Below are 14,760 nucleotides of genomic sequence, written 5' to 3' on the forward strand. Positions count from 1 at the left end.
TCGCCAGCCTCAGGCCGACAGCGGGTTTGCTGGCGATAGAGGAAAAATCTGCTAACAATGCACTCGGTGCGTATAACGGCAGCTACGCCATAATGCGCACCGAGATTAGAGGAGCATCCAATGAGCAGCACTGTACAAACTGCTGAAGGCGAAAAAATTCTTATTGTTGACGACGACCCGGGGCTGAGCAGCCTGTTGGAGCGTTTCTTCGTCAGCAAGGGCTACCGTGCCCGCGCAGTACCGAACACCGAGCAAATGGACCGCCTGCTGGGTCGCGAAGTGTTCAACCTGGTGGTACTCGACCTGATGCTGCCCGGCGAAGACGGCTTGACCGCATGCCGCCGCCTGCGCAGCGCGAACAACCAGATTCCGATCATCATGCTCACCGCCAAGGGCGACGAGCTGAGCCGCATCAAGGGCCTGGAACTGGGCGCCGACGATTACCTGGCCAAGCCGTTCAACCCCGACGAGCTGATGGCGCGGGTCAAGGCCGTATTGCGTCGCCAGTCCGCCCCGGTGCCGGGTGCGCCGGGCAGCGAAGACGAAAGCGTGACCTTCGGCGACTACGAGTTGTCCCTGGCCACCCGCGAGCTCAAGCGCGGCAATGAAGTGCACATGCTCACCACCGGTGAATTCGCGGTGCTCAAGGCGCTGGTGATGAACGCCCGCCAGCCGCTGACCCGGGACAAGTTGATGAACCTGGCCCGTGGTCGCGAATGGGACGCCCTGGAGCGCTCCATTGACGTGCAGATCTCCCGCCTGCGTCGGATGATCGAGCCCGATCCTTCCAAGCCGCGCTACATCCAGACCGTCTGGGGCGTGGGTTATGTCTTTGTGCCGGATGGCACCGCGACCAAGTGATCATTGATTTGTAGGAGCCAACGCCCGGGCCGGTAACGACCCGGGCGTTCGCATTCCGCAACGGTGCGAGCGCGAGTCGCTCCTGCAAAGTGTGTAGTGGCTGTTATGAAAACCCCGCTGTGGTTCCCCCAGAGTTTCTTCTCCCGCACCCTGTGGCTGGTGCTGATCGTGGTGCTGTTTTCCAAGGCATTGACCCTGGTTTATCTGTTGATGAACGAGGACGTGCTGGTGGACCGGCAGTACAGCCACGGCGTGGCCCTGACCCTGCGCGCCTACTGGGCCGCCGATGAATCCAACCGTGACCAGATCGCCGAGGCTGCCGGCCTGATCAAGGTGGTGGGCAGCGGCGTACCGGCCGGCGAGCAGCATTGGCCCTACAGCGAGATCTACCAGCGGCAGATGCAGGCCGAACTGGGCGCCGACACCGAAGTGCGCCTGCGCATGCATGCGCCGCCGGCGCTCTGGGTGCGGGCGCCGAGCCTGGGGGACGGCTGGCTCAAGGTGCCGCTGTACCCCCATCCGCTGCGGGGGCAGAAGATCTGGAGCGTGCTGGGCTGGTTCCTGGCCATTGGCCTCTTGTCCACCGCCTCGGCCTGGATTTTCGTCAGCCAGCTCAACCAGCCCCTCAAGCGCCTGGTGTATGCTGCCCGGCAACTGGGCCAGGGACGCAGCGTGCGCCTGCCCATCAGCGATACGCCCAGCGAGATGACCGAGGTCTACCGCGCGTTCAACCAGATGGCCGAGGACGTGGAACAGGCAGGGCGAGAACGGGAGTTGATGCTGGCCGGGGTGTCCCACGACCTGCGCACGCCGCTGACCCGGCTGCGCCTGTCCCTGGAATTGATGGGCGATCACACTGACCTGACCGACGACATGGTGCGGGATATCGAGGACATGGACGCCATTCTCGACCAGTTCCTGGCCTTCATTCGCGATGGGCGCGACGAGTCGGTGGAAGAGGTGGACCTGGGCGATCTGGTGCAGGAAGTGGCGGCGCCCTACAACCAGAACGAAGAACGGGTGCACCTGCGCCTGGAGCCGATCCAGCCGTTCCCGTTGCGCCGGGTGTCGATGAAGCGCCTGCTCAACAACCTGATCGGCAACGCCCTGAATCATGCGGGTACGGAAGTGGAAGTGGCGGCCTATGTGTCCGGTGACACCAATGCGCCCTATGTGGTGCTCAGCGTGATGGACCGTGGCGCGGGGATCGATCCTTCGGAACTGGAAGCGATCTTCAACCCCTTCACCCGTGGCGACCGTGCCCGCGGCGGCAAGGGCACCGGGCTGGGGCTGGCCATCGTCAAGCGGATTGCCGCCATGCACGGTGGCAATGTCGAACTGCGCAACCGCCCCGATGGTGGCCTGGAAGCGCGAGTACGCCTGCCGCTGGGCTTGCTGCTGCCCCGTGATGCGGATTGATCGGGGCTTCGCTCCTGCAGGCAGCACATAGCCCGTAGGAGCTGGCTTGCCAGCGCAAGGCCGGCAACGCGATCCCTAGCCCTTGCCCTTGGTCCGGGTCATGTTCGGCCCGCCGTTCTTCTCGATGTGCTCGATGATGATTCCCGCCACGTTCTTGCCGGTGGTGGTCTCGATGCCTTCCAGGCCCGGCGAGGAATTGACTTCCATCACCAGCGGCCCGTGATTGGAACGCAGGATATCCACCCCTGCCACGCTCAGGCCCATGACCTTGGCCGCCCGCAGCGCAGTCATGCGTTCTTCCGGGGTGATCTTGATCAGGCTGGCGCTGCCGCCGCGATGCAGGTTGGAGCGAAACTCCCCCGGCTTGGCCTGGCGTTTCATCGCCGCGATCACCTTGTCCCCCACCACGAAGCAGCGGATGTCGGCGCCGCCGGCCTCCTTGATGTACTCCTGGACCATGATGTTCTGCTTCAGGCCCATGAAGGCCTCGATCACCGATTCCGCCGCCGTGGCGGTTTCACACAGCACCACGCCGATGCCCTGGGTGCCTTCCAGCACCTTGATCACCAATGGCGCGCCATTGACCATCTCGATCAGGTCGGGAATGTCGTCCGGGGAATGGGCGAAGCCGGTCACCGGCAGGCCGATGCCACGCCGCGACAGCAACTGCAGCGAGCGCAGCTTGTCCCGGGAGCGGGCGATGGCCACCGATTCGTTGAGGGGGAACACCCCCATCATTTCGAACTGGCGCAGCACCGCGCAGCCATAGAAGGTCACCGAGGCACCGATCCGCGGGATCACCGCATCGAAGCCTTCCAGGGGCTTGCCGCGGTAGTGGATCTGCGGCTTGTGACTGGCGATGTTCATGTAGGCGCGCAGGGTATCGACCACTACCATTTCATGGCCACGCTCGGTGCCGGCCTCGACCAGACGACGAGTGGAATACAGACGCGGGTTACGCGACAGCACAGCGATCTTCATGCAACACCTGTGGCAGAGGTAGTGGATACCGGGAACACCGGTTTGTCTTGTACGTACTTGATGCCCGGATTGACCACCAGTTGGCCGTCGATCAGAGCCTTGGAACCCAGCAGCAGGCGATAGCGCATGGCCTTGCGGCAGGCGAGGGTGAACTCCACCCGCCACACCCGATCGCCCAGGGCCAGGGTGGTGCTGATCACGTAGCGCACCTGGGCCTGGCCGTTGGAGCTTTTAATGGTTTTCATCGCCACCAGCGGTGCTTCGCAGCGCCGGTGACGCAACTGCACCACACTGCCCAGGTGGGCATTGAAGCGCACCCACTGCTCACCGTCGCGCTCGAAGGGCTCGATCTCGGTGGCATGCAGGCTGGAGGTGCTGGCCCCGGTGTCGATCTTGGCGCGCAGGCCGGCCACGCCCAGATCCGGGAGCGCCACCCACTCGCGCAGACCGACAACGGTCAAATGGTCAAAAGTCTTCAATAAGGAAAATCCGCAATTAGCTGTTCCAGGCCGCGGCCGGAACCTCGGCCAGGGCTTTGAATGCAGGCTTGGCGAACCAGTAGCCCTGCATCAGATAAATTCCACAGTCGCTGAGAAAGTCCCGTTCACCGGCGCTTTCAATACCTTCGGCGATGACTGTAACCCCCAACTCCGCACACATTGTGACAATCGCGCGGATGATCGCCTGGCGTACGCGATCCTGGTCCACATCGCGCACCAGCGCCATGTCGAGCTTGATCAGGTCGGGTTGGAAATCCGCCAGCAGGTTCAGCCCCGAGTACCCCGAGCCGAAGTCGTCGATGGCGGTCTTGAAGCCGAATTCGCGGTATTCACGCAGAATATTGGTCAAATGGCGATAGTTATCTACGTGCTGGCTTTCCAGGGTTTCGAAAATCAGCCGGTCCAGGGGAAAACGCTGGGCCCGGGCCGCCTCCAGGGTGCTGCGGATGCACAGTTCCGGCCGGTACACGGCGTTGGGCATGAAGTTGATCGACAGGTGGCTTTGCATCCCCAACTGGGCGGCGAGGGTGATTGCCTGGGTCCGGCAGCGCTGGTCGAAACGGTAGCGATTGCTGTCATTGACCTGGCCCAGCACCGTTCTCGCCCCTTCGCCATTGACCCCGCGCACCAGGGCTTCATGGGCGAAGACCGAGTGGTCCCGCAGATCGACTATGGGCTGGTAGGCGAAGGAAAAATCGAAGCCCAGTGGCTGGCTTTGCTGGCAACCTTCGCAACGGTTGCCGGGCGAGGTCAGGGAAGTGGGGAAGTCAGTCACGGGGACTCCTCGCGTATCAGGGCGCAACCTGGGTTATTTTAGGTGAGCGGCAGGGTTTATGAGAGCCCGCTTGCAGGCGGTAAAGTTGCGACATTTTTCAGCGAGGGGAATTCCAGTGGCGCACAAGCAGGAAGAAGAGGACAAGGTTCGTCTGGATAAATGGCTGTGGGCAGCGCGCTTCTACAAGACTCGTGCCCTGGCCAAGACAGCGATTGAAAGCGGCAAGGTGCATCACCGGGGCGAGCGCTGCAAACCGGGCAAGGAGCCGCGGGTAGGCGATGAATACCAGATTCGCGCTGGCTTCGACGAACGCACCGTGGTGGTCCAGGCCCTGTCCATCGTCCGCCGTGGCGCTCCTGAAGCGCAGGCTCTGTACGCGGAAACCGAGGCCAGCATCGCCAAGCGCGAAGCCGCTGCGGCCCAGCGCAAGGCTGGTGCCCTAGGAGTGAGCACCGACGGTAAACCGAGCAAGAAACAGCGCCGGGACCTGTTCAAGTTCCACGGCAGCAACCACGAATGAAACCGTAGGAGCCGGTAAGCCGGCTCCTACGGGGCTGCTTAGCGCAGCAGGCTGCTGGCGCGCACCACGCTCATGCGCGAGAGCACGGGCATCCGGCTCAACAGGTTGAACAGCGGGTGGGTCAGGCGCAGCAGGAAGTTCGACATCCGCGCCGCGTACGGGGTGTAGTAGCCCCAGCCCAGGGCCAGCACCGCCAGCAGCACACCGCCGATGTAGTCGTCCTGGCCCCAGTGGGCGCCTGCCACCAGGCGCGGCATCATGAACAGCAGGGTCAGGCCCCAGACGATCAGGAACTGGCCGATGCTGCGGCTGAAGATCCCCATGAACAGGCCCCAGATCAGCAGCACCGAAGCGTGGTCGCCCGGGAAGCTCTGGCTGGAGCGGTCCTTGAGTTCCCAGGTCTTTTCCCAGCCCGGGAAGTAGTCGCTCATGTGCACGGCGCCTTCCAGCACCATGGACGGGCTGTTGTGCTGCCAGTTCATGACGGCCACCAGCTTGGAAAACAGCGCGCGAATCACCACCATCAGAATCAGGATCGATAGAAAGCCGAAGAAGGCACGGCGCACGTCCACCGCCTTGAACACCCAGTCACCGCGAATCAGCAGGCCGAGCATGATCAGCCCCACTACGATATCGAACGGCCGCAGGCTGGCCACGGCCCAGATATGCAGCCAGGTCGAGTTGCTTGCCAGAGGGGCGTTGAGGTGGTGGAACAGCCATTCGTCGAAGACCGTGCAGAGCGCCTGCCCGGTGGGCCACAACCAGAAACCCAGCAGGGCCAAAGGGAGTAAATTGCACAGAACCAGCTTGCCGAGGTTCCACCTTGCTTGGAACAAACCCGGATTGTTCATAAAATATCTCCAATCACCGCAAAACTGCACCCTCATGGTGCAAAGCCGCAATTTTCGGTGCTTGTCACCTTTTTGTCATCATTCAGATACCCAGACCTATGACTGATTTGCCGGATACCGACTTCACTCAACGCTTCATCTTCGATGAGAGCGACACCCGCGGCGAGCTGGTGGCGCTGGAGCGCAGTTACGCGGAAGTCCTCGCCAAACACCCCTATCCCGAGCCGGTTGCACAGCTGCTTGGCGAACTGATGGCGGCGGCATCGTTGCTGGTCGGCACCCTGAAATTCGATGGCTTGCTGATTCTCCAGGCCCGCTCCGAAGGCCCGGTGCCGCTGCTGATGATCGAGTGCTCCAGCGAGCGCGAGATCCGTGGCCTGGCCCGTTACGACGCGGAGCAGATCGCCCCTGATGCCACCCTCGCCGACCTGATGCCCAACGGCGTCCTGGCCCTGACCGTGGACCCGACCAATGGCCAGCGCTACCAGGGCATCGTCGACCTGGACGGCAGCAACCTGGCGGAATGCTTCACCAACTACTTCGTCATGTCGCAACAGACCGGCACCCGTTTCTGGCTCTATGCCGACGGCCGCAGCGCCCGTGGCCTGCTTCTGCAACAACTGCCCGCCGACCGCCTGCGTGATCAGGAAGAGCGTGACGCCAGCTGGCAGCACCTCACTGCTCTGGCCAGCACCCTGACCGCCGATGAGCTGCTGAGCCTGGACAACGAAACCGTGCTCCACCGCCTGTACCACGAAGAAGCCGTGCGCCTGTTCGACGTGCAGCCGCTGCATTTTCGCTGCAGTTGCTCGCGGGAACGCTCGGGCAATGCGCTGGTCAGCCTGGGTCTGGAAGATGCCCAGCAACTGGTGGTCGAACATGGCGGCAGCATCGAGATCGATTGCCAGTTCTGCAACGAACGCTACCTGTTCGATGCCGCTGATATCGCTCAATTGTTCGCGGGGGCGGGCGTGGACACGCCGTCAGATACTCGTCACTAAAACGATTCAGCGCAGGTAAATCACCTGGCAAACGCCGGAATTACGCCGTGCTGACGGGAGGGCCCTACTATTTTGGGGCTTTTCTGGCATAATCCGGCGCACTTTTTTCGCGGTAGTAGTGCGCGAGTTTCTACTACAAAACGTTTGGAGCACTCGGCCAATGGCCGACGGGGAACCTCATGACGCAAGCCAATAACGCCGTGTACACCGATCTGAGTGTGGATGATCTGGTCAAAGAAGCCCTGAACCGCGGTGAGGGCGAGCTTGCCGATACCGGCGCTCTGGTGGTTCGCACCGGTCATCGTACCGGCCGTTCGCCAGTGGATCGTTTCATCGTAGAAGAGCCCAGCACCCAGGACGCTATCGCCTGGGGCCCGATCAACCGCAAGTTCCCGGCGGCCAAGTTCGACGCCCTGTGGGACCGCGTTGAAGCCTACCTGGGCGAGCGCGAGCGTTTTGTTTCCCATGTGCATGTAGGTTCCGATCCGGCGCACTACCTGCCGGTGAAAATGACCACCGAGACCGCCTGGCACAACCTGTTCGGCCGCTGCCTGTTCATCAACCCCGAGCAGTACAACGCCGGTGGCAAGGATGAGTGGCAGATCCTCAACGCGCCGAACTTCGTCTGCGAGCCAGAGCGCGACGGCACCAACTCCGATGGCACCGTGATCCTCAACTTCGCGGCCAAGAAAGTGCTGATCGCCGGCATGCGCTACGCCGGTGAAATGAAGAAAGCCCTGTTCTCCGTGCAGAACTTCCTGCTGCCGGCTGCCGACGTACTGCCGATGCACTGCGCCGCCAACATGGGCGAAGAAGGCGACGTGACCCTGTTCTTCGGTCTGTCGGGCACCGGCAAGACCACCCTGTCCGCTGACGAAAGCCGTTACCTGATCGGTGACGACGAACACGGTTGGGGCGTGGGCGTGGTGTTCAACATCGAAGGCGGTTGCTATGCCAAGTGCATCGACCTGTCGGAAAAGAACGAGCCGGTGATCTGGAAAGCCATCCAGCACGGTGCCGTTCTGGAAAACGTGGTGATCGACCCGGTCACCAAGAAAGCCGACTACGCCGACGACAGCCTGACCCAGAACAGCCGCGCCGCCTACCCGCGCGAGCTGATCGAAAAACGCGCACCGAAGAACCTCGGTGGCGAGCCTAACGCCGTGATCTTCCTGACCTGCGACCTGACCGGCGTACTGCCGCCGGTGTCGATCCTCAGCGAAGAACAAGCCGCCTACCACTTCCTGTCCGGCTACACCGCTCTGGTGGGCTCGACTGAAATGGGTTCGGGCTCGGGCATCAAGTCGACCTTCTCCACCTGCTTCGGCGCACCGTTCTTCCCGCGTCCGGCGGGCGAATACGCCGAGCTGCTGATCAAGCGCATCCGCGGCTTCGGCTCCAAGGTCTACCTGGTCAACACCGGCTGGACCGGCGGTGGCTACGGCGTGGGCAAACGCTTCAACATCCCCACCACCCGTGGCGTGATTGCAGCGATCCAGAGCGGCGCGCTGATCGGTGCCGAGACCGAGCACCTGGACATCGTCAACCTGGACGTGCCAAAAGCCGTACCGGGCGTCGAGACCGGCCTGCTCAACCCACGCAACACCTGGGCTGACAAAGCTGCCTACGACGAAGCCGCCAAGGCCCTGGCCGGCCTGTTCATCGAGAACTTCAAGAAGTTCGACGTGAGCGACGCGATCAAGGCTGCTGGTCCGAAGCTGTAAGCTTCGACCTGCCATTAAAAAGCCGCCCTTCGGGGCGGCTTTTTTGTGCGCAGCTGTAGCCGCTGGCGCAGGCTGCGATGGGATGCGCGGCATCCCCTGGGCCAGCCAGACACCCTCACGTCTTCAAGTGCAACACCAACGCCCCCAGTAACACCAGCACCACCCCCGTCACCTGCACCGCCGTCAGCCGCTCCTTGAAGAACACATAGCCCAGCACCGCAGCGATGCCGCCGGACAGAGTGCTGATTACCGTCACCACCGACACCGAGCCGCTCATGGCGCCCCAGGAAAAGGCGAAGAAGGCGCCCAGGTTCATCAGGCTGGTGGAGGCCAGCAGGCCGCAGTTCTTCAGTGGCGGAATCTTCAGCCCGTCCGCGACTTTCAGCACCATCAGCAGCATTACGCCGCTGCCCACCGCGTAACCCAGCCAGAGCATGCTGATCGGCCCCAGTTGCGGCAGGGTGTAGCGGCCCTGCAGCCAGAAGCTGGTGCCATAGAGGAAGGCCGAGAGCAGGGCGAAGAAGATCGAGCGGCCGGCGGCGGTGCTGTGGGGCAGCTTGGAGTCCGAGTGCAGGCTGGAGAGGATCACGCCGATCACGCACAACAGGATGCACATGAGCTGCAGCAGGCTGATCTGCTCGCCACTGGCCCAGGACAGCAAGGTGGTGACCACACCGTAGGAGGTCACCAATGGGGCGACGATGGAGGCTTTGCCCAGGGCGAAGGCCTTGCCCAGGGCCAGGGCGCCGGAGACGGTGAAGGCCGCGGCGACCACGCCCATCAGCCAGACCTCCAGGGGCGCGGCCATGGCCTTGAGCAGGAAGGCGGGAAAGATCGTCAGCAGCAGGCTCATCAGGGTGAACCCCAGGCTCTGGCTGAAGAACACCGCACGTTTCACGCCCACGGCGCGCACGTTGAGCCCCACGAGAAAATCGGTGCCGCCCCAGAGCAGGGCGGCGAGCAAGCCCATCAGTACGTCCACGGCATTTCCTTATGTACTGCCGTGAACCTTAGAGGCCTTCCAGCTCCTGAGTGTCCCAGCGTTGCTCCTTGAGCGCCCGGTACAGCATGCCGATGGTCAGCGGGAGCTTATCTCCCCGACCCTTGGCGCGACGCTTGAGGGACACATCGTAGCCTTCGGGCTGGAAGTAGCGATAGCTGTCGAAATCGACAAAATCGATATCAAACTGTTCTTCCAGAGCGTTGAGTAAATGACGGGCGTCGGCGCCGTCGCAACCCAGGTCGAGATTGATCGCGGTGTTCAGGCGAAGAGTCTTGCGCTCGGGCAGGCCTATTTCCTCATGCAGCAGTTGCATGAGCTGGCGCATGATGACGTCGTCGGGAAAGCCGGGGGCCAGTTGCATGGTCGGGGTTCACTTGCGGTTTCCAGGAGCTGCAGTGTAAGGCGAGTAGGGGTTTGGCTTGCAAGTGCTCGGAGGTCGGGACGGGGGGCGTTGCTCCGGGTAGGCAAGACTGTCGTTTTGCGCTGTATTTACGGCGCCAGGCCGAGCATTGGCGGGCAAAACTGTGTATGGTTCGCCGCTGATGGGTGGGGCGGGACAGAGGTCCGGCCATCGTTATCTACAGGGATTTTGTTATGGCTTTTTTCCGCCTGGCGGCGTTGTTGTGGCTAGGGATGCTGATGAGTCCGGTGCAGGCTCAGTCGTTGTCGCTCCAGGTGCTGGATGCGGTGGTCAAGGACGCGGTACTGGCCGATGCCGAAGTGCAGTTGGGGCAGGCTTCCGGGCGGACCGATGCCCAGGGGCGAGTGACGCTGGAGGCCGCCGATTCGCCGGGCAGTGAACTGCTGATCCGCAAGCTCGGTTATGCCGACCTGCGGGCCAAGTGCCCGTGCCAGGGGCTGAGCTACGCCATGAGCCCGGTGCTCAAGGATCCGCAAAGCCTGCGCGTGGTGCTGAGCTGGAGTGCACCGGGGGAAGACCTGGATGCGCATTTGAGTTATCCCCACCGGTTGCTGTATTACGCCACCGGCACCGGGCCGGGGGCGCGGATGAATGTGGATAGCACCGACAGCCGCGGGCCGGAGACCCTCACCATCGAACAGCCTGTGCCGGGCGATGCCTACGTGTATGCGGTGCACGACTTTACCAACGGCAATAATCCCGAATCCTTGCGCCTGGGCCGCAGCCAGGCGCAGGTCTTTGTCTATAAGGGCCCGACGCTGATGCGCAGCTACCGGGTGCCACAGAACCGCCAGGGCAACCTCTGGGTAGTGTTTCGCCTGACGGCCAATGGCCAACTGCAGGACATCGATCGGGTGCTGCAAGGCAACGAGGAAGTGGAGTCGCGGATGAGCGACCTCGATCCGCTGCTACTGGCCAATGGCAAGCCCATCGATGAAGTGCTGGCCAGGGACGAGGGGCCGGTGGATGCCAAGAGCCTCAACCAGAAAGGCGAGGCTTCCTACCGCAAGGGCGACTTCGGCAGTGCGGGTATCTACTATCGCGAAGCCATCGAGCTGGATCCAGGCTTTGCCCAGGCCTACAGCAACCTGGCGCTGTCCAACCGCAAGAACAGCCGCCCCGACGAGGCCGTGGCCGCCGATCGCCAGGCAATCGCCCTGGCCAGTGGCCCGTCGGCACCCACCATACGCGCCAGCGCCTACTACGACATGGGGCGCATCTACGAAGATGCCGGGCAATTGGTCACGGCGCTGGAGCACTACCGCAAGGCCCGGGAGCAGAAGGCCAACCCGGTGTACGACAAGGCGATAGAGCGGTTGCAGAACCGCTGATCACACAGGCAGAAGTTATCTCCACAACGCGCCGGCAGTGGCGCGTTGTGCATTTATGGAGGTTGGTATGCGAATTCGTGTTTTCCCCTGGTTGCTGGCGCTGTGTCTGACCACAGGGGTGGCCCAGGCGGCCGGGCCGCTGGTGTTCGCCACCATCGACCGCAGTGGCTGGCCGAATCCGCTGACCAGCGCCGCAGATTTCGATATCGCCTCCCGTGCCGAGATTCTGATGTTCAGCAAAGCCCTGCTGGCCACCGAGGCCTTGGATGACAAGGCCCTCAAGCAGCGGCTTGGAGTGCGGCAGCTTGACCGCAAGTCGGTGGATCAACTGCGCCAGCGTTTTTGGGAGCAATTGCTGGACAACTACCGGCAGGCCAGCCAGGACTGTGATGGCCAGCCTTTCTGTCTGCAGGTACGCAGCCTTGGGGAGCTGCGGCAACTGGCGGCCAGTTTCACCGGCGCCAGCAAGGCGGCCTACGGCGCCTGGGGTGAGGCCAGTGGGCAGTTTCATCAGCAGTACCTCAATGAACAGCTGCGCCTGGCCGCCTTGTTTCCCGCCGTCAGCAGTGAGATCCAGCGCATGGACCCGGCAGAGCGCCTGGGCGACGAACTGGCAGACCGGCAGTTTCTGCTGACCTTCGACGATGGGCCGAGCCTGAGAGACGGGCCTACGGATCAGTTGATCGAGGTGCTGCGGGCCTACGATCTGCATAGCCTTTTCTTTGTCCTGGGGGACTCGTTTCAGGCGCGCCTGAGCCAGTCTTCGGCAGGGAAAATGCGCGAGTTGTACGACGGTCAGTGTGCGGGCGTACACGGCTGGGAGCACAAGTCCCACTCCTCCTGGAACGAATGGCAAAGCTCGGTGATTCGCAGCGCCAACTTGGCCAACCGCACGTTGACCAATGAGTACCTGCCGCTGTTCCGGCCGCCCTACGGGCAGCGTCGCAGTGACAGCGCCGGGTTCTTCAAGGCCCAGGGGGTGCAGGTGATGCTGTGGAACATCGACTCCCAGGACTGGAGCAAGAAGGTCGGCGCCGAGGCGGCCGCGCAGCGGGTGCAGACACTGATGCTGCTCTGGCGCCGGGGCATCATTCTGTTCCATGACACCCATGCCAAGGCCGCCCAGGCGGTGCCGGCCTTGCTCAAGGCCAATCAGCACAACGGCGTGCAGTGGCTGGATTGCCGGACCTTGCGCTAGCGGTGGCCTCCTTTGCCGGCAAGCCGGCTACTGCGCTGGGGCTGGCTTGCCGATGAAGCTTCTTATGCCCGGTATCATCCGGTAGCGCTTTTCCTTCGACCTTTTCTGGCCCTGCCGACCTGTCCCGCTAGTCTTCAAGACAGGTCAGCGGTCCAAGGAGTGACCCTTATGCACAGCACCCTGGAACAGGTCTTCGGTTATCCACAGTTTCGTCTGGGCCAGGAGGCCGCGGTCAGCGCGGTGCTCGCCGGGCGCTCGGCGGCAGCGATCTTTCCCACCGGCTCGGGCAAGTCCCTGTGCTACCAGTTGCCGGCCCTGCTGCTGCCGCACCTGACCCTGGTGGTCTCGCCGCTGCTGGCGCTGATGCAGGACCAACTGGCCTTCCTCCAGCGCCATGGCATTGCCGCTGCCAGCATCGACTCGGCCCAGGGCCGGGATGAAGCCAATGAGGTCATGGCCCGGGCTCGTTCCGGGGAGCTGAAGATCCTGATGATCTCGGTGGAACGGCTGAAGAACGAACGCTTTCGCAATTTTCTGCAGCAGGTGCCCATCTCCCTGCTGGTGGTGGACGAGGCGCACTGCATCTCCGAATGGGGCCACAATTTCCGCCCCGACTACCTGAAACTGCCGGACTACCAGCGCCAGTTCAACATCCCCCAGGCCCTGCTACTGACGGCCACGGCGACCCCCAAAGTGATCGCCGACATGCAGGCCAAGTTCGCCATCGCCCAGCAGGACGTAGTAACCACCGGTTTCTACCGGCCCAACCTCAACCTGCTGGTGGAGCCGGTTCGGGGCGCCGACAAGCGTCGGCGGCTGGTGCAGTGGATGAGCGACCGGGCCGGGCAGCCGAGCATTGTCTACGTGACCCTGCAGAAAACCGCCGAGCAGATCGCCGAGCACCTGAGCCAGCAAGGCATCGCCGCCGAGGCCTACCACGCCGGCCTGCCCCACGAGCAGCGCGAGTCGATCCAGCGTCGCTTCATGGAGGGCCGCAGCCACTGCATCGTCGCCACCATCGCCTTCGGCATGGGCATCGACAAGAGCGACATTCGCAACGTGGTGCACTTCGATCTGCCCAAGTCCATCGAGAACTACAGCCAGGAAATCGGTCGTGCCGGGCGCGACGGCCAGCCTTCGGATTGCCTGGTGCTGGCCAACCGCGACAGCCTCAACGTGCTGGAAAACTTCGTCTACGGCGACACCCCGGAATTGAGTGGCATCCGTTGTGTGCTGGAGGAGTTGCAGGCATCGGCGGCGGACGGGCAATGGGAGTTCCTGCTCGGTCCCCTGGCGGACCAGAGCAATATTCGCCAGCTGCCACTCAAGACCTTGCTGGTGCAGTTGGAACTGCGGGGCCTGATCGCGCCGCGCTATGCCTATTTCGCGGAATACCGCTTCAAACTGCTGCTGGAAACCGAGGCCCTGCTGGCGTGTTTCGAAGGCGAGCGGAGGGACTTCGTCGAGGCCGTGATCAACACTTCAAGCCGCGCCAGGACCTGGGCCACGGTGAATTTCGACGCGCTCTACGAGCAGTACCAGGCGCCGCGCAACCGGGTGGTCAAGGCCCTGGACTACTTCCAGGAAAAAGGCTGGGTAGAGCTGGAAAGCAAGCAGATGACCGAGGTCTACAGCCTGTTGCAGACGGACTTTGACCTGGCGGCACTGAGTGCCGACCTGCACGGTTATTTCACCCGCCACGAGGGCAGTGAAATTGCGCGGATCCACGCCATGCTCGACCTGTTCGCCACCGAGCAGTGCCTGGGTTACCGCCTGGCGGAGTATTTCGGCGACCGGCAGGCACCCCAGCGTTGCGGGCATTGTTCGGTGTGCCATGGCCAGGTGGCGCGGCTGCCGGAGCCGCCGGTTCTGCCCGCGCTTGTGGATAAGAGTTTCGACGGGCTGTGTGGCCACTTTATCCACAGGCACCAGCAGCACACCGGCGATGTACCCGGGGCGGAACGCCTGACCCGTTTTCTCTGTGGTATCAGCGTGCCGTTGTTCACCCGGCTCAAGGCTCGGAGCATCCCCGGTTTCGCGGCACTGGAAGATTACCCTTATGCCGCGGTGCGGGCGTGGTGCGAGGCCCATTTGCCAGGCTGAAAATCCATCTGCTGAATGCTGCTCATCACAGGAATAAATTTCAAAAATGATGAGGGCCTGACTATGGTGGGG

General features: G+C 62.8%; 14 protein-coding genes. 8 read left to right on the plus strand and 6 right to left on the minus strand.

Annotated elements, in window-relative coordinates; all coding sequences use genetic code 11:
* Positions 1 to 120 precede the first annotated feature (120 nt).
* The gene (gene ompR / locus BM382_RS20770) at positions 121 to 861 is read left to right on the plus strand and encodes an osmolarity response regulator transcription factor OmpR (protein ID WP_011058656.1); all 741 of its coding nucleotides are present in this window, start codon (positions 121 to 123) and stop codon (positions 859 to 861) included.
* A gap of 105 nt (positions 862 to 966) precedes the next feature.
* Positions 967 to 2,280, plus strand: a complete 1,314-nt coding sequence (locus tag BM382_RS20775; RefSeq protein ID WP_011058657.1) for an ATP-binding protein — start codon at positions 967 to 969, stop codon at positions 2,278 to 2,280.
* 75 nt (positions 2,281 to 2,355) lie between these two features.
* Here BM382_RS20775 and rimK read toward each other — a convergent pair whose 3' ends face one another.
* From rimK to BM382_RS20790, 3 genes are read right to left on the minus strand one after another with little or no spacing between them, the layout of a single operon-like run.
* The gene (gene rimK / locus BM382_RS20780) at positions 2,356 to 3,261 is read right to left on the minus strand and encodes a 30S ribosomal protein S6--L-glutamate ligase (RefSeq protein WP_007931744.1); all 906 of its coding nucleotides are present in this window, start codon (positions 3,259 to 3,261) and stop codon (positions 2,356 to 2,358) included.
* Positions 3,258 to 3,740: a retropepsin-like aspartic endopeptidase RimB gene (locus tag BM382_RS20785; RefSeq protein WP_007931742.1), complete on the minus strand. Its 483-nt coding sequence runs from the start codon at positions 3,738 to 3,740 to the stop codon at positions 3,258 to 3,260. The genes rimK and BM382_RS20785 overlap by 4 nt, the downstream gene beginning before the upstream one ends.
* A gap of 16 nt (positions 3,741 to 3,756) precedes the next feature.
* Positions 3,757 to 4,536 (minus strand): S6 modification regulatory phosphodiesterase RimA, encoded by a 780-nt coding sequence (locus BM382_RS20790; protein ID WP_065364786.1) that lies wholly within the window; start codon positions 4,534 to 4,536, stop codon positions 3,757 to 3,759.
* A gap of 115 nt (positions 4,537 to 4,651) precedes the next feature.
* Here BM382_RS20790 and BM382_RS20795 point away from each other — a divergent pair, with 115 nt between their 5' ends.
* On the plus strand, positions 4,652 to 5,056 hold the full coding sequence (locus tag BM382_RS20795) for an RNA-binding S4 domain-containing protein (protein WP_011058659.1): 405 nt from the start codon (positions 4,652 to 4,654) through the stop codon (positions 5,054 to 5,056).
* Between the two features lie 38 nt (positions 5,057 to 5,094).
* Here BM382_RS20795 and BM382_RS20800 read toward each other — a convergent pair whose 3' ends face one another.
* Positions 5,095 to 5,907: a phosphatase PAP2 family protein gene (locus tag BM382_RS20800; protein ID WP_011058660.1), complete on the minus strand. Its 813-nt coding sequence runs from the start codon at positions 5,905 to 5,907 to the stop codon at positions 5,095 to 5,097.
* A 98-nt stretch (positions 5,908 to 6,005) separates the two neighbouring features.
* Between BM382_RS20800 and hslO the strand changes: the two genes are divergently transcribed.
* Both hslO and BM382_RS20810 read left to right on the plus strand, forming a co-directional pair.
* Complete coding sequence (gene hslO / locus BM382_RS20805; RefSeq protein ID WP_072443785.1) at positions 6,006 to 6,908, plus strand: Hsp33 family molecular chaperone HslO; 903 nt, start codon at positions 6,006 to 6,008, stop codon at positions 6,906 to 6,908.
* A 179-nt stretch (positions 6,909 to 7,087) separates the two neighbouring features.
* The gene (locus tag BM382_RS20810) at positions 7,088 to 8,632 is read left to right on the plus strand and encodes a phosphoenolpyruvate carboxykinase (RefSeq protein WP_011058662.1); all 1,545 of its coding nucleotides are present in this window, start codon (positions 7,088 to 7,090) and stop codon (positions 8,630 to 8,632) included.
* A 115-nt stretch (positions 8,633 to 8,747) separates the two neighbouring features.
* Here BM382_RS20810 and BM382_RS20815 read toward each other — a convergent pair whose 3' ends face one another.
* Both BM382_RS20815 and BM382_RS20820 read right to left on the minus strand, forming a co-directional pair.
* A complete protein-coding gene (locus BM382_RS20815; protein WP_170866345.1) occupies positions 8,748 to 9,602 on the minus strand; it encodes a DMT family transporter in 855 nt (284 codons plus the stop codon).
* Between the two features lie 40 nt (positions 9,603 to 9,642).
* Positions 9,643 to 9,996, minus strand: coding sequence for a DUF1493 family protein (locus tag BM382_RS20820; protein ID WP_011058664.1), 354 nt, complete (start codon positions 9,994 to 9,996; stop codon positions 9,643 to 9,645).
* Positions 9,997 to 10,229: 233 nt separating this feature from the next.
* Here BM382_RS20820 and BM382_RS20825 point away from each other — a divergent pair, with 233 nt between their 5' ends.
* The 3 genes from BM382_RS20825 (at position 10,230) to BM382_RS20835 (ending at position 14,688) form a co-directional block, all read left to right on the plus strand.
* A complete protein-coding gene (locus BM382_RS20825; protein WP_015633773.1) occupies positions 10,230 to 11,387 on the plus strand; it encodes a YfaP family protein in 1,158 nt (385 codons plus the stop codon).
* A 67-nt stretch (positions 11,388 to 11,454) separates the two neighbouring features.
* Positions 11,455 to 12,585, plus strand: a complete 1,131-nt coding sequence (locus BM382_RS20830) for a polysaccharide deacetylase family protein (RefSeq protein WP_072443786.1) — start codon at positions 11,455 to 11,457, stop codon at positions 12,583 to 12,585.
* A 168-nt stretch (positions 12,586 to 12,753) separates the two neighbouring features.
* Positions 12,754 to 14,688: a RecQ family ATP-dependent DNA helicase gene (locus tag BM382_RS20835; RefSeq protein ID WP_072443787.1), complete on the plus strand. Its 1,935-nt coding sequence runs from the start codon at positions 12,754 to 12,756 to the stop codon at positions 14,686 to 14,688.
* The last annotated feature ends 72 nt before the right edge of the window (positions 14,689 to 14,760 follow it).

Origin of the sequence: Pseudomonas sp. NFPP25, from assembly GCF_900116505.1 — a bacterium.
GTDB classification, from domain to species: Bacteria; Pseudomonadota; Gammaproteobacteria; order Pseudomonadales; family Pseudomonadaceae; genus Aquipseudomonas; species Aquipseudomonas protegens.